Genomic DNA, 16,501 nt, shown 5'->3' with positions numbered 1-16,501 from the left:
CATATTCAAGGCTGTATCCGAGTTGGAGACTTTCTATGCGCACTGTATCGATATTCAAGAATGGCAAGAATCAAGCTGTTCGCCTGCCCAAGGACATGGAGTTCGAGGATGTCACTGAGCTAGAAATCCTCCGCGATGGCGATACCATCACGCTACGTCCTGTCCGTCCTAGTTGGCGTTCGTTAAGAACGCTGCCCGAGGCAGATGCTGATTTCTTGAAGGAACGCCCCCCGATCGTCACTGACGAAGGACGTTTCGAGCCGTGAATACCTATATGCTCGATACGTGTATCTGTTCATTCATCATGCGCGACCACCCCGAATCGCTACTGCAACGCCTGACCGAGGAAGTTGGCAAGCAGAATAGAATCGTCATATCGGCCATTACCTATGCAGAAATGCGCTACGGCCAGATAGGTAAGAAAGCGTCACCCAAGCACAAGCAGCTCGTGGACGAATTTGTGTGTCGACTCGATGCCATTTTGCCTTGGGACAAGACGGCGATAGATGCCACGCTCGAGGCCAAGCGTCAATTGACCGAGGCAGGAACGCCGATAGGCGACAATGACAGCGCCATTGCAGGCCATGCCATCGCTAGCGGCTGTATATTGGTGACCAGTAATGTGCGCGAGTTCAGTCGTGTAACGGGCTTGGTCTATGAAGACTGGGTTCATTGACGTCGTAAAATGGAATCGCTGAGCTGATCCCATTCACTTGTTGCCAGCCATCCATTCCTTGCTATCATGGATAAATGAACAGTGCTTTGGCTTCCCACTCCTTCGCAGCGTCGGTGGACGATCCCTTTTACTATCTGATCAACTTTCGCTTCGTGCTCGATTGGGTCGGGGAGCGTTGCGGCGATCTGCTGGATGCTAGGGAACTTGGCTTCATTGCGTCCTTTCGCGCGTTGCCCCGTGCCTCCCAGGCCCTGCTGGTGCGCATGATCATGCGCAAGGGGACGTTGTTTCGGGCCAGCAAGCTCGCTTATTCCGAGATCGGCTCGACCCGGGACGCGGCCGAGTCATTGATTGCCCAGGGGTTGATCGACGACACGCCGGAACTGAGCCTGGAGCGGCTGTTCGGCCTGCTGACCAAGGCCGAACTTGTCGACGCCTTCAAAGACCACATCGGCAGCGCGACGCTCAGAAAGGCCGAACTGTTCGAGAGACTCAGACCCTCCTTTGAAGATACCCGACGTTTTGGTGCCTGGTACCCGCAAAGTGATGACTGCGTCTATGTGCTGCCGCTGATGGACCTGTGTGATCGCTTGCGCCTGATGTTCTTCGGCAATCTGCGCCAGGACTGGTCGGAATTCGTGCTGGCCGACCTGGGCGTCTTTCGTTATGAACGCGTGGCGTTCACCCATGACTCCCGGGCCTTCCAGAGTCGCGACGATGTGGAGGCTTATCTGCATCTGCACGCCTGCCGGGAGCGTTTCGAGGCGGGCGTGCCACTGGAAGATGTGCTCGCTGAGGTGCCGCCATCTTTCGCCGACAACCCTTGGCTTGAATCCCGACGCGCCAAGCTGCTGTTCCTGCTGGGACAGCACTGCGAGCGCGCTGCGCTGCTGGAAACCGCGCTGGCGCTGTATGCCGATTGCATCCATCCCGGTGCCCGATCTCGCCGTCTGCGAGTGCTGGAACGCCTCGAGGCATTCGACACCGCCCTGGAATTGGCTCGCGAGATGAAGCAAGCGCCGGAAAGCGAGGCCGAGTCTCAGCATCTCGAACGAGTTCTGCCGCGCCTGCGGCGCAAGCTGGGTCTGCCCAAATTGCAGCCTGAGCCCAATGCAACCGTCGAGCGCATCGATTTGATACTGCCACGCCCCGAGGGTCCCCTCTGCGTTGAGAGCGTGGTGCGCGAGCATTTCGATGAGATGAAAGGGCCCGTTCATTACGTCGAGAATGGGCTGATCAATTCGCTGTTCGGCCTGCTTTGCTGGGAAGCGATCTTCGCGCCGCTGCCCGGCGCCTTCTTCCACCCGTTTCACGCCGGCCCGGCGGATCTGCTGCGGCCGGATTTCCATGCTCGTCGCGAGGAGTTGTTCGCCGCCTGTCTGGCCCAGCTTGATTCGAATGCCTACCTGGAAACGATTCGCGAGAACTTCATCGCCAAACAGGGTCTGCAATCGCCCTTCGTGCACTGGGGCATCCTGAGTGAGGCGCTACTGGAGCAGGCGTTGGCCTGTTTTCCCGCCGACCATCTCAAGCGTTGGTTCGAACGCCTGCTGCGGGATATCAAGGCCAATCGCGCCGGCCTGCCGGATCTGATCCAATTCTGGCCCGAGCAGGATGATCCCAGACAGCGCTACCGGATGATCGAGGTGAAAGGGCCGGGAGATCGCCTGCAGGACAATCAGCTGCGCTGGCTGGCCTTCTGCGCCGAGCATGGGATGCCAGTCACGGTATGTTATGTACAGTGGCAGCACGGCGAAGCCAGGATATGAACTACAGCGTTGCGGTTCGCGCCCTCTGCGAATTCACCGCCAAGGCCGGCGATCTCGATCTGCGTTTCACGCCGTCGCCCTCCGCTCGAGAGGGGATCGCCGGTCATGCGCTGGTGGCCGCGCGCCGCGGGGACGATTATGAGCGTGAGATTCCCCTCGAGGGGAGTTATCGCCACCTGCGGGTGCGTGGCCGTGCGGATGGTTATGATCCCGCGCGCAACCAGCTCGAGGAGGTGAAGACCTTTCGCGGCGACCTGGCGCTGATGCCGGCCAATCACCGTGCGCTGCACTGGGCTCAGGTAAAGATCTATGGCCATCTGCTGTGCCAGAGCCGGGGGATAGACGAGATTCGTCTGGCCCTGGTCTATTTCGACATTGTCAGCCAGCGGGAAACGCCGCTCAGCGAGGTGTTTGCGGCGACGGAGCTGGAGAGCTTCTTCGAGCGGCAGTGCGAGCGCTTTATCGCCTGGGCCGATCAGGAGCTGGCGCACCGGGCGGATCGCGATCGCGCCCTGGGCGAGCTGAGCTTCCCCTACGCGAGCTTTCGCACCGGCCAGCGCCCCCTGGCCGAGGCAGTCTACAAGGCGGTCGGTACCGGGCGATGCCTGATGCTGCAGGCGCCCACCGGCATCGGCAAGACCCTGGGCACGCTGTTTCCCATGCTCAAGGCGCTACCCACCCAGCGCCTGGACAAGCTGTTCTTCCTGGCCGCCAAGACTCCTGGTCGCCGACTGGCCCTGCACGCTCTGTCCGCTCTCATGCCCGAACAGGAGCTAGAGCGTAAACAAGAACCGTCGCCCCTGCGAGTGCTCGAGCTGGTGGCCCGGGACAAGGCCTGCGAGCATCCCGACAAGGCCTGTCACGGCGAGGCCTGTCCCTTGGCCAACGGCTTCTATGATCGCCTGCCCGGGGCTCGCCAGGCGGCAGTGAAAATGGGAACGCTCGACCAGGCGGCACTGCGGGGCGTTGCGTTGGAACATGGCCTTTGCCCCTACTATTTGAGCCAGGAACTGACGCGCTGGAGCGATGTGGTGGTAGGGGATTACAACTACTACTTTGACCTCAACGCCATGCTCTTCGGTCTCACCGTCGCCAATCAATGGCGGATCGGGGTGCTGGTGGACGAGGCTCACAACCTGGTCGAGCGCGCCCGGCGCATGTACAGCGCCGAACTGGATCAGGCCGCCTTCAAGGCGCTGCGCAGGGCAGCACCCGCGGCGCTCAAGAGGGCGTTGGACCGCGTCGATCGCCAGTGGCGGGATCTCAACAAAAGCGTCAAGGAGGAGGGAGCGTCTTCGGACTATCGCGTGCTCGACTCGCTCCCGACGAGGTTGTTGAGTGCCTTGCATAACGCCGTTGCCAGCATCACCGATTATCTTACCGAGCAGCCCGCCGGTCTTGATGGCATGCTGCAGGCCTTCTATTTCGACACCATGCACTTCTGCCGCGTCGCCGAATTGTTCGACGATCATTCATTGTTCGACATGACATTGCGGCCCGGCAGGCGCGGGGGCGGGATGTCGACGCTGTGCCTGCGCAATGTCGTGCCGGCGGCATCTCTCACGCCGCGCTTCGAGGCTTCCCGGGCCACGGTGCTGTTCTCGGCGACCCTGAGCCCGAGCCGCTACTACGGGGATCTACTGGGGTTGCCGACGGACACACCCTGGTTGGAAGTGGAATCGCCGTTTCGCGCCGAGCAGTTATCGGTGCTGGTCGCCGGCCGGGTCTCGACGCGCTTTCATCATCGTGCGGCTTCCTTGGCGCCCATCGTCGAGTTGATGGCGAATCAGTTCGCAGCCCAGCCGGGCAACTATCTGGCGTTTTTCAGCAGCTTCGAGTACCTCGAGCAGGTCGTTGGGATGCTCCGTCAGCGTCATCCGGATATTCCCGTCTGGACTCAGTCGCGACGCATGGATGAATCGGCGCGGCTGGATTTTCTCGCGCGTTTTGACGAGGGCGGCCGGGGCATAGGCTTCGCGGTATTGGGCGGGGTGTTCGGCGAAGGCATCGACCTGCCCGGCGAGCGTCTGATCGGTGCATTCATCGCCACGTTAGGGCTGCCTCAGGTGAACCCGGTGAACGAGCAGTTCAAGCAGCGCATGGGCGCGCTGTTCGGCGACGGTTACGACTACACCTATCTATACCCCGGCCTGCAAAAGGTGATCCAGGCCGCCGGGCGCGTTATCCGTACCCAAGAGGATCGCGGCGTGATCCATCTCATCGACGATCGTTTCGCCCGGCCCCAGGTACAGAGCTTGTTACCCAACTGGTGGCGAATGACTAATTCTGCGACGGTTCGTCCTCCACGTTCTCGGCCGGACTGACAGCCACCCGGAGCTTGCGCTGATCACCGGAGGGCAGGTGCAGGGTAAAGATGGCGCGGGTAGGACCAGGGGGTGTCAGTTGCCAGTAGCGGCCATCCTGCGTCAGGACGCTCGTCCAGCCGCCTTGGTCGACGAACCAGGTCGCGATCTGGCGGCTATCCAGGCACAGGCTTTCATTGGCATTGAGGGTGAGAGGCGCGGCCGAGGAGCTAGTATCGGTGATATCCAGCACCTTATCGCAGCGTTGGGAGAGAGTGTCCGTCTGAGCTTGGGCGTTGACGGTAATGAAAAGTATCATCAAGGCAGCAGTGAAAATCGACTTCATGCAGAGCTCCTTCTCTGTTGAATCCGGATCGGTGGGCAAATGCCCGGTCAATCTGGCTGTCGCGTCCCCTACGAACCAAGGTGTTATTTAATCACTGGAACGCTGGCCAGTCATTACGTTGACCAATGACGACAATACTTGTGGCTCCGTTGGTGGAAAAACGAACGCCAAGCCCATATTTCTTCTCTAAACCATACGAAACACGCATTGTCGCGGTAATCTAATCGTTCCTGAGTCGACAGGCCTCGCATCCATGCTCGGATTTTTTCAAGGTTTTGCCTACGGGCTTTTCATCACCTGCTTGCCCTGGTTCCTGATCGGCATGATCAATCCCCGGCTTGCCCTTGGCACACTGACGCCGGATCGTTTCCAGGTCATCATTCGCTACTGGCTCACGGTGCCATTCATCGCCATGCTGTTGTGGTTGACCTCCCTGTGGGGCGGTTTTGGCCCCAGCTTGCTGGGCTGGCTTGCCGGGCTAGGCGCATTGGCAGTCGCCGTACCGCTGGAGCGACGTATTCGTGGCTGGTTGATGAAGCGCAAGCAGCGCCGTCTCGAAGCTCAGCTCGCGGCCGAGGCGGCGCGCCGTGAGCAACAACATGCTCAAGAAGCAAGCGAGAAGGGCGGCGCCACTCTCGACCCGCAACATCCTCCGGCGAATGCCGACGATGTCATCCGCGCACTGTGTGCCGCCAAAGAGCGCCTGATTGCCGTGAGCCAACCTCAGCTTGCCGTGCAGGCGGATCGTTTATATAGCCGTTACCTGCGCGTCACGAATGTGTTGCTCGAGCGCTTCGATAGAAGTGAACTCGCCTTCGAGCGTTCGCGTACCTTGATCGCGGAGGTGTGTTTCGGCGCAGTGGACAACCTCACCCGCATGGCCGCTCAGGCCAGCGGCATCGCCGGTGTGGACGGTGACTTCGTGCGTCGTCGTCTGTCCAGGGAGCGCAACAGCCTGAGTCTGACTGAACGCGCCACCCTGGAACGACGCCTGACCCTGCTGACTGAAACCCAGCAGCACCTGGATGAGTTGAGCGCACGCAACGAAGCCGCCCTGACCGCCTTGGACGATGCCGCCGTGGCCATGGCGCGTATCGACACCGGACGGCCCCAGGCCTCGGTGGATGCGGATCAGGCCTTGCGCGATCTGAGTCATTTCGTCGAGCGAGCCGAGCGTTATGGACGCCAGCGCTGATGGGATATCGTATGTTCAGAACCTGGAGGATGACGGGCTTATGAGTGGTGAGCGTGATAAGACCCAGATGGCGGGACAGTTGCGTTTGCCGCCGGCGGACGAGATCGCAACGCATCTGCAGGGCGAGTTCGAATCGCGGAATATACAAGATGACGAGGCGAAACTGGGCGCCGAGGCCGATGCCTTCGTCAACGATCTGTTGAGTGCCAGGCACGTCGAGGATGGCGCCGAGCGTCAGCGTCGTGCCGTGGACGAGATGGGCAGCGACATACAGCGCCAGGCCGCCTATCGCAGCGAGATGCTGCAAACCCCCATTCGCAAGCTCGCCCATCACGGTGACGATGGTGGGCCGGTGGCCCAGGCGCTGACCAGCCTGCGCGAACGCATGACCGAGCTCGATCCCAACCGTCAAACCCTGACCCGGGGCGGGCTCGACCGGCTGCTGGCGCGCATTCCCGGCGTTGGCAACAATCTGCAGCGTTATTTCCGTAAATATGAAAGCGCCCAGGAAGCCCTGGATGCCATCATCCGTGATCTGGAAGACGGGCGCGACATGCTGCGTCGCGACAACCTGACCCTGAGCGATGATCAGACGGCATTGCGCGATATTCTCGCTCAGTTGCAGCATCAGATCGCTTTGGGTCGACTGGTCGATGAGCGCCTGGAGGCGCGGATGATAGCGCTAGAAGAGGATGATCCTCAGCGCGCCTTCATCGAGGAGGAACTGCTTTTTCCCTTGCGTCAGCGCATCGTCGATCTGCAGCAGCAATTGGCCGTCAGCCAACAGGGAGTGTTGGCGCTGGAAGTGGTCATCCGCAACAACCGTGAGCTCATTCGTGGGGTGGATCGCGCCATCAACGTCACCGTCTCGGCGCTCACCGTTGCCGTGACTGTGGCGTTGGCCCTGGCCAATCAGCGCCTGGTGCTCGATCGCGTCGAAGCGCTCAATGCGACTACCTCGGATATGATCGCCGGCACTGCCAAGTCCCTGCGCAATCAGGGGGTGGAGATCCAGAACCGTTCTGCCGCCACCATGCTCGACATGGAAAAGCTCGAACAGGCTTTCGGCGATGTGCTGGCGGCCATCGACGATGTTTCGCGCTATCGTCGCGAAGCGCTACCGCGCCTCGACGAGCAAATCGACCGTCTGCAGGTGCTGGCACGTCAGGGCGGCGAGGCGATTCATCGGCTCGAGCGCGGCAACGATGCCAGCTCTGGTGACGCCATATGAAGCCCGATGATGCCTTGTAAGCGGCTAGCGTTTACTCAAACGGCCAACGTTGAACGAGGAGGGAGCAGCGCATGATCCATGTTCGCGATATCGATCATGTCGTTCTGCGGGTGAAAGACCCGCAGGCGATGCAGCACTTCTATGAAAAGGTACTGAATTGTCCCCTCGAGAAAGCCAATGAGGAGATAGGCCTGATTCAGCTGCGCGCGGGTCGTTCGCTGATCGACCTGGTGCCGGTGGAAGGCAAGCTCGGTCGCATGGGCGGCGCTGCTCCAGGCGAGGAAGGGCACAATGTGGATCATGTCTGCCTGCGCCTTGAGCCCTTCGATGGCGAGGCCATTCGTCAGTATCTGCAGGAACGGGGTGTCGACCCCGGCGAGATCGTGCAGCGTTATGGTGCCGAGGGCACGGGACCATCGATCTATGTGAACGATCCTGAGGGCAATACCATCGAGCTCAAGGGGCCGCCGGAGTCATCTTGAACGACGAAGATAAGGCGTTACGCCGGCTCGGGCTCGGCATGATGCTGCTGTTCTGGCTGATCGTGATGGGCTTGGGTGTCTGGTGGTTTCAAGGACACCTCGATGAACGCCGTAATCCCAATGCCGATCTGGCCCAGTTCGCAGGGGGGAAAGCCGGGCCCATCACGCTGGAGCGTAATGCCTCGGGGCATTTCGTGGCGACGGGGAGCATCGACGGGCAACCCGTGGAGTTCCTGCTTGATACCGGGGCAAGCCTGGTCTCGGTGCCTACCGCGCTCGCCGAGCAACTTGGATTACGGCGGGGTGCCGTCGCCGAGTTCAATACCGCCAACGGTCGCGTTCGAGGGCACCTGACCACGATCGATGAGATCACCCTGGGCGGCCTAAGCGCACAAGACGTGCGCGGTTCGATAAATCCGGGACTCGTGGGAGACACGGCACTGCTGGGGATGAGCTTCCTTAAACGTTTCGATATCGAAATCCGCGGTGCCAAGATGGTGTTGAGTCCGGCAGGCCGAGGCTGACATCGAACGGCTGTGGCCGGCGGAAGTATGTCGATATGACGCATGACACGCTCTGGAACAAGCGCTAAGCTGATTGTTGTAAATGTTATTAGCTTAGAGAAAATAGTTATGAAAAAGCCGCTACATCTTTTGGGTCTTTCCGTATTGTCGCTGATGCTGATGGCCGGCCCCGTGGCGGCAGAGGATGAGGAAATTCCTGCCTATCGGGAAACCCGGCAGGGACTCTACGTGACCGCCAAGGAGGCCCATGCACTGATGCAAGATAACGAGCGCGCCGTGCTGATCGACGTTCGCGATCCGGTGGAGATCAAGTTCACAGGTTTTGCCGAGCCCACGGGTATTCATGTGCCTTGGGTGCTGGCGGACCGCACCCGGTTCGATGAGCAGGGTGGCACCTGGCCCATGGTACGCAACAACCGCTTCGAGGAGCAGGTGCGCGCCAGGCTCGATGCCCTGGGCGTGGCACCCGAGGACCCGGTGATCGTCATGTGTCGTTCCGGCTCTACCCGCAGCGCCCCGGCTGCCGATCTGATTGCCGCGATGGGCTTCGAAGAGGTCTATTCGGTCACCGACGGCTTCGAGGGTGGAAAGCTCGATAGCGGTGACTCCAAGGGTGTGCGGGCCAAGAGCGGCTGGCGTAATTCCGGTCTGCCGTGGAGTTACGAAGTCGACCCGGACGTGGCTTGGACAGATGATCGATGATCCGGCAAGTCAAGGCTGAGGTAGGACATGCACAAGCAGCCATCCTTTAGAGGAGTACATCATGGCCGTCGTACTGCAGATCCACTTTCCTTTCCAGGGGCCTTTCGGTGAGGAAATGGCCGAAGCCATGCAGGCTCTGGCGCACAGCATCAACGACGAGCCGGGGTTTCGTTGGAAGCTCTGGACGGAAGACTCCGCGGCGCAACTGGCCGGTGGCGTTTATCTGTTCGATACCCGAGACCAGGCCGAGTCCTATCTCGAAAAGCATAGCCAGCGGCTCAAGGAGATGGATATCGACGGTATACAGGCCTGGGTCTTCGAGGTGAACGAAGCCCTGTCGACGATCAATCGCGGTCCTTTCTAGACAGCTTCTTTCAGAGCAGCTTGCGGTAGCTGTCGACGGATAGCAGGTCGGTATATCGCGTCGACGCAACTTGGCTACGGTTGTGCCGATTCAATAAGTTATGCTACTTATGAATAGGCCAATCCCTTTCGTTGCATAAGGAGTATGCATATGGGTATCGAAGTAGGTGGCTTACTAGGCCTGATCTGGCTGATCATTCTTATCTGGGCCATCGTCAAGGTCGCCAAGAGTGCGGCAAGTACGCTTGCCAAGATAATCTGGATCATCGTGCTGCTGGTGTTCCCGCTGGTCGGTCTGATCATCTGGCTATTGTTCGGCCCCAAGGGATAGTGATTCACCAAGGAGAGGAATATGGATAACTTGTTCGGTAGTCTGGGTAACGCCTTTGGTGGTCTGCTGAGTCTGATCTGGCTGATCATCGTTATCTGGGCCATTGTCAAAGTGGCGAAAAGCGGTGCCAGCACCTTGGCCAAGGTCATCTGGATAATCGTACTCATTTTCTTCCCGTTGATCGGTTTGATCCTCTGGCTGTTGTTCGGCCCCAAGGGGTAGCGCGTTCGTTGAGAAGATGAGAATAACGGGCAGGCCAATGAGGTCTGCCCTTTTTTATTGCGACGAAAGGCAAGGGGATATATATGAAGAGCATCGATGAAAGCGCATTCGAGATGCCTTGGCATTGGGCAATTCCCGGGCTGATGGCCAGCCTGCTTCTGCTTGGTAGCAGCCTGGCCATCGGCTATGACGAGCTGGTCGAAAAGCAGGTCTTCGAGATGGACCGCTACACTACTCGAGGCGGCGAGGAGATACCCTCACTCAAGGTCGGTTGGGAGGCTTACGGAACCCTGAATGAAGACAAGGACAACGTCATACTGATCACCCATTATTTCTCCGGCACCAGCCACGCGGCGGGACGCTACGGCGAGGATGACACCGCCCCCGGCTATTGGGATACCATCATCGGGCCGGGCAAGCCGCTGGATACCGATAAGTACTACATCATCGCCTCGGATACCTTGGTGAACCTGAATGCCAAGGATCCCAAGGTGACGACCACCGGTCCGGCAACGGTCAACCCTCAGACCGGCGAGCCCTGGGGACTGGATTTCCCCATCGTCACCATTCGCGACTTCGTCGAAGTGCAAAAGGCGCTGTTGGAGAGCCAGGATATCGACAGTCTGCATGCGGTGATGGGCGCTTCCATGGGCTCGCTACAGGCCTATGAATGGGCCAGTGCCTATCCCGATAAGGTGGAGCGGTTAATCCCGGTGATTGGCTCAGGGGTCGCCAATGCCTACCTGATCGGCTGGCTGAACGCCTGGGCGGCACCCATCAAGGTTGACCCTAAGTGGAACGAAGGCGATTACTATGCCGGCGATCCGCCAACCCAGGGGCTGCGGGAGTCACTCAAGCTAATCACCCTGCAAGCCAATCACTGGCAGTGGGCCAACGACACCTATGGCCGGCAGTGGGCCGAGGAGGACGTGGACCCGGCCAGCAGCCTCGAGGCGCGCTATCGTTTCGAGAAGATACTCGATGATGCCGCTGCCAGCCGCGCCAAGGTTGCCGATGCCAATCATCTGTTATATCTGGTCAAGGCCAACCAGCTCTTCGTCACCGGGGATAGTGGTGATGTAGAGGAAGGGCTCGCGGCCATCGAGGCGCCAACCTTGATGATCTATAGCGAAGACGATCTGGTGTTCTTTCCCGAGTTGGTCGACAAGACCATCGATCAGATAGCCGCAGATGGCACGCCGGTCAGCGAGGTGGTGCTGGAAGGCGATCGGGGCCATCTGGATGGCGTCTTATCCATCGAGCAGGCAGGAGACGATATCCGGCAGTTTCTGGCGCAGTGACACTGATCCCTGCACACGCTAAGTTGCTGGTCAACGCGGTGTCGGTCAGGCGTCAGTAGCGCGGCGTATCCATTTCGCGCTCCAGACGCCGGGAGATCGCCTGGGGCGAGCCGGTATGACGTGCCAACAGGTCATAGGCCACCGGCACCACGAACAGGGTGAATAGCGTCGCGGCGGCAACACCGCAGAAGATCACCGTACCCAGTACCAGCCGGGTTTCGGCGCCGGCGCCGGAGGAAAGAATCAGTGGCGCGGCACCGGCGATGGTGGTGACGGACGTCATGAGAATCGGCCGTAGCCGTGTCAGAGAGGCTTCGATCAGGGCGTCGCGGAATTCGCGGCCTTCGTCCCGCAACTGATTGGCGAATTCGACGATCAGAATGCCGTTCTTGGCCGCGAGTCCCACCAGCATGACCAGTCCCACCTGGCTGTAGATATTCAGGGATTGGCCGGTCAGATAGAGCCCAAGCAGTGCACCGCCAATGGCCAACGGCACGGTGAGCATGATCACCAGGGGATGCACGAAACTCTCGAACTGGGCCGCCAGGACGAGAAATACCACCACGACGCCCAGTACGAACAGGAAGGTGGTCTCGCCACTGGATTCCTGATAATCCCGCGCGGCGCCCTTGGTGTCGGTTTGCGCGCCCGGGGGCAGAATCTCGTCCACCGTCGCTTCCAGATAGGCAAGGGCTTCCCCCATGGAATAACCGTCCGCCAGATCCGCCTGCAATGTGATTGCCCGCAGGCGGTTGTAGCGGCTATAGGTGCTGGGCCCGGCGTAATCCGTCAGCGTCACCAGGTTGGAAAGGGGGATCAGTTGGCCGGTTCGCGCTGAACGCACCCGGATATTGTCCAATGCGCTGGGTGTCGAGTTGGCGTCACGCTCCGCCTCCAGGATGACATCGTACTCTTCGCCCCGGTCGACGAAGCGAGTGACACTGCGCCCGCCCAAGAGAGTTTCCAGGGTGCGGCCGATTTCCGTGACGGTGACGCCAAGATCCGCTGCCTGGGTGTAGTCGATCTCGACCTGCAGTTGCGGCTGATCCTCTTCGTAGTCGCTCTCCAGGTTGAGCAGCCTGGGGTTGTTCTCGCGAATATGGGCCATCAGGGTGTCGCGCCATTCCACCAGCTCCTCGTAGGTACCACCCCCCAGGACGAACTGCATCGCCTGTTCGGTGCTGCCGCCAAAGCCGCGGCGCATGATGGGGAAAACCCGCACGCCGGGCAAATCGTCGAGACGTTCGCCGATCTCGTCCATGATCGGCCAGGCGGCACGACGCTGGGACCTGTCACTGAGCCCTGCAATGACGAAGCCGGTGTTGAAATTCTCGCTAGGCCCACCGCGACTGAGCGGCGCCAGCACCAATATTCGATCGACTTCACCCTTTTCACGCAGGGGGAGAAGACGCGCCTCGACTTCGTTCATGTAGTCCAGCATGTAATCGTAGGTGGCTCCGGGCGGTCCGGAGACGATGACGAAGAAGGTGCCGCGATCTTCCCGCGGGGTATATTCTGCCGGCAGCAGCGGATAGAGCCAGGCGGTGGCGGCGAGCAGCGCAGCGAAAATGGCCACCAGTAACCAACGCAAGCCCAGGGCTCGTTCCAGCAAGCGACGATAGACGCGCTGAGAGGCTTCCAGTACCAGCGTCACGCGGTGCGCCATGGCGCTTTCATGCATCTCGGAGGAGAGAATCTTCGAGGTCAGCATCGGCGTCAAGCTCAACGCCAGCAAGGTCGAAATAGCCACTGCAGCGGCGAGGGTGAGGGCAAATTCCGAGAACAGGCGACCGATATCGCCCTGCAGAAAACTCAGCGGCACGAAGACGGCGATCAGGACCAGGCTGGTCGAGACGACGGCGAAGCTCAATTGCCGGGCGCCATGGAATGAGGCCACCAGTGCCGTCTCGCCATGAAGATGCATGCGGCGATGAACGTTCTCCACCATGATGATGGCATCGTCGACCACCAGGCCGATCGCCAGTACCAGCGCAAGTAGCGTCAACAGATTGATGGTGAATCCCAGGGCGGCCAGGATGGCGAAGGTGCCAATCAGGGCCGTGGGAACCGTGACGAGGGGCACCAGGGTCGTGCGCAGGTTGCCGAGAAACACGAAGATCGTCACCATCACCAGCACCATGGCGATTCCCAGGGTGATGACGACTTCATCGATCGCCCCGGCGACGAATTCCGAGGCATCGTAGCTGAGTCTCAGAGACATGCCCGGGGGCAGGGTGGGGGCAATACGCGCCATTTCTTCCCGCACCGATTCGGATAGCCCCATCACGTTGGCGGTGGACTGCTTGATGATTCCCAGCCCGATGACCGGTACGCCGTTGCCCCGAAACAGGGAGCGCTCCTCCACCGTGCCCAGCTCGACCCGGGCCACATCCTTGAGCCGCACCAGATAGCCGTTGGCATCCTGGTCCAGCACCAGGGATTGAAAGTCCTCCGGCGTGGCAAAATTACGGGGCAGGCGGAGGATGAACTGGCGATCTCTCGACTCCAGAGAGCCTCCGGGAAGTTCGACGTTCTCTTCGCGCAACGTGCTCTCGACATCGCCGACGGTCAGATTCCGCGCCGCCAGGGCATCGCTGTCGAGCCATATCCGCATGGCATATTCCCGATCGCCGCCGATGCGCACCCGGGAGACGCCTTCCTGCACCGAGAAGCGATCCAGCAGATAGCGATCGGCGTAATCCGTCAGTTCAGCTGTGGTATAGCCATCGCCGGCCAGCACCAACCACATCACCACATCCGAGCTGGCGTCTTCCTTGCTGATTTCCGGGGCCTCGGCTTCGTCGGGCAGCTCGTCCCGAGCACCGGCGATACGGTCACGGATATCGTTGGCGGCATCATCGATGTTCTTGTCGAGGCGGAACTCGGCGCTGATGCTGGAGCGTCCGTCCTGGCTGGTCGAGGAGATCACCTGGATGCCGGAGATGCCTGCTATCCTGTCTTCCAGTACCTGGGTGATACGGGTTTCCACCACGTTGGCGGAGGCACCGGGATAGCGGGTGTCGACGCTGACGATGGGCGGATCGATGGTGGGGTATTCCTGTAGCGGCAAACGGGTCAAGGCAAGCAGACCGAAGGCGACGATCAGCGCTGCGATGACCATCGCCAGTACCGGCCGGCGAACGGAAATATCCGAAAGCCGCATCAGTCGCTCCCTTCGCTGCGCTGGGTATCGAGAATCTCGCTGACGCTGGTATTTTCATCGACGACGCCGATCAACCGTACCCGAACGCCTTCCCGAAGACGATCGCCGCCATGACTGACGACCATGTCGTCTTCACTGAGCCCCTCGAGAATCTCGACCTCCCCCTCCCGCCGCGAGCCGATTTCCACCTCCCGTCGCTCGACCGGGGCGTCTTCGACCTCGCCATTCTCTGCCTGGCGGACGACCCACACATACTGGCGCCGACCTTTTGGCACCAGGGCGCTTTCGGGGATCACCAGGGTTTGACGCGTCGCCCGCGCGACGGATATGCGCATCAGCATGCCCGGGCGCAGCAGTCGCTCGTCGTTGTCGAGCAGGGCGCGTACCCCGGCACTGCGGCTGACAGGATCGACTCGGGAATCGATGATGCTGACGGTGCCCTTGAAAGGGTGATCCGGATAGGCGCTGCTCGTTGCCGTAATGGGAAGGCCGACAGCCATCGCGCCGAGCTGGACTTCAGGAATACGAAAGTCGAGCTTCATTCGTTCGATATCATCCAGGGTCACCAGTTCGCTGCCCGGCGTCACCAGGGTGCCGACACTGATCTGGCGTGCGCCGACTACGCCATCGAAGGGGGCGCGTACTGTGTAGTTATCGAGCCTTGCTTGAAGCGCCTGAATCTCCGCCTCGACCTGGCGTAGCTGGGTTCTGCTGTCCTCGAGATCCGCCAGCGCCGCCAGGTCGCGTTTCTGCAACCTGGCCAAACGCGCCACCGCGTTGGCCCGTTCCTCGCGCAATGTTTGCGCTACCTGCAGATTGGCCTGCTCTTCCTCCGCCGACAGACGTACCAGCACCTGGCCTTGGGAGACCTTCTCGCCGCCCTCGAAATTGAGGGCTTCCACGGTATCGGTCACCGTGGACGAAAGCGTCACGCTCTCGTTGGCCCGGAGCGTGCCTAGGGCGGACAGCGGATCCGACCAGTCCGTGAGGACGGCGCGTGCGCCAATCACCGCCGTGACGTCAGCGGAGTCGGATTGCTGAGCGAACAGTCGTGGAGAAAAGCAGGATGTCAGCAAGGCAATCGCGAAAAATACAAGTGTGATGATGGCGTTCAAGCGTGGCAGGCGATGTTGCAGACGTTTCAAAAACTTGAAAGAAAGACAAGCTGATGGCATGGCAACCACGATTATGAAAGTAAAGAGCAAGGGATATCACTATATTGCGTCAGGCGCATGAGTTGTATCTTAGCAAGCATTACACCACGATAGTGCTCGAATAGAGGCACAATGTGGTGATCGCCAAGGTGGAAATAACTGATGCTGATAGCATGCACGATGCTAGGATGGGGCTGGATTTCCTTGGATCAAAAACAAGCGAGACAACATCATGCCCCGTTCTGACCCCCGGAAAATGACACATCGCACACTTCCTGCCTGCAAGCGCATTGCCTTGATTGCCCACGATGACAAGAAAGAAGAGATGCTGGAATGGACAGCGCGCTGGCAAGCCCTGTTGGCAAAACATGAACTGACGGGTACCGGTACGACGGCAACCCGAGTCGCCCAGCATCTCGGGTTGCCGGTGGCAGCGATGATGAGCGGCCCCTTGGGTGGTGATCAGCAGATAGGCACGCTTATCACCGAGCAGAAGCTCGATTTGCTGATTTTCTTCTGGGATCCTTTTTCACCTCAGCCCCATGATCCGGATATCAAGGCCCTGCTGCGGTTGGCCGCCCTGTGGAATATTCCCGTCGCCTGTAATGCAACCAGCGCAGACTTCATCATCAGTTCGCCTTACCTGGACCAGGATTGCCAGATAGCCATTCCGGACGTCGAGGATTGGATGGCGAAGCGCAGTACAGGAAACGCATAAAAAAGGAGCGCCATTAGACGA

Annotated in this window: 17 protein-coding genes; 14 read left to right on the top strand and 3 right to left on the bottom strand. The window is 60.0% G+C overall.

What is annotated here, in order from left to right; genetic code table 11:
• Window positions 1-35: 35 nt before the first annotated feature.
• The 4 genes from vapB to ACPF7Z_RS01200 all read left to right on the top strand — a co-directional run bounded on the left by vapB (window position 36) and on the right by ACPF7Z_RS01200 (window position 4,769).
• Window positions 36-266, top strand: coding sequence for a type II toxin-antitoxin system VapB family antitoxin (gene vapB / locus ACPF7Z_RS01215; RefSeq protein WP_425191328.1), 231 nt, complete (start codon window positions 36-38; stop codon window positions 264-266).
• On the top strand, window positions 263-676 hold the full coding sequence (locus ACPF7Z_RS01210) for a type II toxin-antitoxin system VapC family toxin (protein ID WP_425191327.1): 414 nt from the start codon (window positions 263-265) through the stop codon (window positions 674-676). Before vapB ends, ACPF7Z_RS01210 begins: the two co-directional genes overlap by 4 nt.
• A 74-nt stretch (window positions 677-750) precedes the next feature.
• The gene (locus ACPF7Z_RS01205) at window positions 751-2,445 is read left to right on the top strand and encodes a VRR-NUC domain-containing protein (protein WP_425191326.1); all 1,695 of its coding nucleotides are present in this window, start codon (window positions 751-753) and stop codon (window positions 2,443-2,445) included.
• Window positions 2,442-4,769: a helicase C-terminal domain-containing protein gene (locus ACPF7Z_RS01200; RefSeq protein ID WP_425191325.1), complete on the top strand. Its 2,328-nt coding sequence runs from the start codon at window positions 2,442-2,444 to the stop codon at window positions 4,767-4,769. The genes ACPF7Z_RS01205 and ACPF7Z_RS01200 overlap by 4 nt, the downstream gene beginning before the upstream one ends.
• Here ACPF7Z_RS01200 and ACPF7Z_RS01195 read toward each other — a convergent pair.
• Window positions 4,726-5,094, bottom strand: coding sequence for a hypothetical protein (locus tag ACPF7Z_RS01195; protein WP_425191324.1), 369 nt, complete (start codon window positions 5,092-5,094; stop codon window positions 4,726-4,728). The two genes, ACPF7Z_RS01200 and ACPF7Z_RS01195, sit on opposite strands and share 44 nt — an antisense overlap.
• Window positions 5,095-5,347: 253 nt before the next feature.
• Here ACPF7Z_RS01195 and ACPF7Z_RS01190 point away from each other — a divergent pair, with 253 nt between their 5' ends.
• The 9 genes from ACPF7Z_RS01190 (at window position 5,348) to ACPF7Z_RS01150 (ending at window position 11,445) form a co-directional block, all read left to right on the top strand.
• Window positions 5,348-6,289: a cobyrinic acid a,c-diamide synthase gene (locus ACPF7Z_RS01190; protein WP_425191323.1), complete on the top strand. Its 942-nt coding sequence runs from the start codon at window positions 5,348-5,350 to the stop codon at window positions 6,287-6,289.
• Window positions 6,290-6,329: 40 nt separating this feature from the next.
• A complete protein-coding gene (locus ACPF7Z_RS01185; protein WP_425191322.1) occupies window positions 6,330-7,520 on the top strand; it encodes a toxic anion resistance protein in 1,191 nt (396 codons plus the stop codon).
• Between the two features lie 71 nt (window positions 7,521-7,591).
• Window positions 7,592-8,002 (top strand): VOC family protein, encoded by a 411-nt coding sequence (locus tag ACPF7Z_RS01180; protein WP_425191321.1) that lies wholly within the window; start codon window positions 7,592-7,594, stop codon window positions 8,000-8,002.
• Window positions 7,999-8,526: a retropepsin-like aspartic protease family protein gene (locus ACPF7Z_RS01175; RefSeq protein WP_425191320.1), complete on the top strand. Its 528-nt coding sequence runs from the start codon at window positions 7,999-8,001 to the stop codon at window positions 8,524-8,526. The genes ACPF7Z_RS01180 and ACPF7Z_RS01175 overlap by 4 nt, the downstream gene beginning before the upstream one ends.
• A gap of 108 nt (window positions 8,527-8,634) precedes the next feature.
• Entirely contained in the window at window positions 8,635-9,228 is a 594-nt protein-coding gene (locus ACPF7Z_RS01170; RefSeq protein ID WP_425191319.1) for a rhodanese-like domain-containing protein, read from the top strand.
• A 61-nt stretch (window positions 9,229-9,289) separates the two neighbouring features.
• Window positions 9,290-9,592, top strand: a complete 303-nt coding sequence (locus ACPF7Z_RS01165; RefSeq protein ID WP_425191318.1) for a monooxygenase — start codon at window positions 9,290-9,292, stop codon at window positions 9,590-9,592.
• 150 nt (window positions 9,593-9,742) lie between these two features.
• Window positions 9,743-9,922, top strand: a complete 180-nt coding sequence (locus ACPF7Z_RS01160) for a PLDc N-terminal domain-containing protein (RefSeq protein WP_425191317.1) — start codon at window positions 9,743-9,745, stop codon at window positions 9,920-9,922.
• A gap of 21 nt (window positions 9,923-9,943) precedes the next feature.
• Window positions 9,944-10,144 carry a PLDc N-terminal domain-containing protein gene (locus ACPF7Z_RS01155; protein WP_425191316.1) on the top strand — a complete coding sequence of 67 codons (201 nt, stop codon included), beginning with the start codon at window positions 9,944-9,946 and terminating at the stop codon, window positions 10,142-10,144.
• Between the two features lie 83 nt (window positions 10,145-10,227).
• Window positions 10,228-11,445: an E22 family MetX-like putative esterase gene (locus ACPF7Z_RS01150; RefSeq protein WP_425191315.1), complete on the top strand. Its 1,218-nt coding sequence runs from the start codon at window positions 10,228-10,230 to the stop codon at window positions 11,443-11,445.
• A gap of 52 nt (window positions 11,446-11,497) precedes the next feature.
• Here ACPF7Z_RS01150 and ACPF7Z_RS01145 read toward each other — a convergent pair whose 3' ends face one another.
• Window positions 11,498-14,608 carry an efflux RND transporter permease subunit gene (locus tag ACPF7Z_RS01145; protein WP_425191314.1) on the bottom strand — a complete coding sequence of 1,037 codons (3,111 nt, stop codon included), beginning with the start codon at window positions 14,606-14,608 and terminating at the stop codon, window positions 11,498-11,500.
• Window positions 14,608-15,783, bottom strand: a complete 1,176-nt coding sequence (locus ACPF7Z_RS01140; protein ID WP_425191313.1) for an efflux RND transporter periplasmic adaptor subunit — start codon at window positions 15,781-15,783, stop codon at window positions 14,608-14,610. Before ACPF7Z_RS01140 ends, ACPF7Z_RS01145 begins: the two co-directional genes overlap by 1 nt.
• A gap of 211 nt (window positions 15,784-15,994) precedes the next feature.
• On the opposite strand from ACPF7Z_RS01140, the gene ACPF7Z_RS01135 reads away from it, so the two are divergent.
• Complete coding sequence (locus ACPF7Z_RS01135) at window positions 15,995-16,480, top strand: methylglyoxal synthase (RefSeq protein ID WP_425191312.1); 486 nt, start codon at window positions 15,995-15,997, stop codon at window positions 16,478-16,480.
• Window positions 16,481-16,501: the final 21 nt, after the last annotated feature.

Source organism: Halomonas sp. GXIMD04776 (assembly GCF_049808615.1).
GTDB lineage: Bacteria > Pseudomonadota > Gammaproteobacteria > Pseudomonadales > Halomonadaceae > Modicisalibacter.
The sequence above is the reverse complement of the archived record's forward strand: the minus strand, read 5'-3'. Positions and strand labels throughout refer to the sequence as shown.